The 360-nt window shown below is 68.4% G+C and carries 1 protein-coding gene; it reads left to right on the forward strand.

The features are described from left to right. The coding region (locus AB4Z27_RS29850) for a UDP binding domain-containing protein (protein WP_441646092.1) at positions 1-360 on the forward strand (360 nt) is incomplete at both ends.

Genomic DNA, 360 nt, shown 5'->3' on the forward strand with positions numbered 1-360 from the left:
GTCCGACTCGGCATCGGCTCGGACCCGCGCATCGGCTACAGCTTCCTGTACGCCGGCGCCGGCTACGGCGGCTCGTGCTTCCCGAAGGACGTGCAGGCGCTGATGCGCACGGCCACCTCGTACGGCAAGCCGATGCGGGTGCTGGAAGCCGTGGAGGCCGTCAACGACGCCCAGAAGCAGGTCTTGGCCAACAAGGTCATCAAGCGCTTTGGGGAAGACCTGACGGGCAAGACCTTCGCAATCTGGGGCCTCGCCTTCAAGCCGAATACCGATGACATGCGGGAAGCSCCGTCGCGGGTGCTGGCGCGCGARCTGGTGTCGCGCGGCGCCGCGCTGCGCGTGCACGACCCGGTGGCGATG

It is taken from the genome of Cupriavidus sp. KB_39 (genome assembly GCF_052114485.1).
Taxonomy (GTDB): domain Bacteria; phylum Pseudomonadota; class Gammaproteobacteria; order Burkholderiales; family Burkholderiaceae; genus Cupriavidus.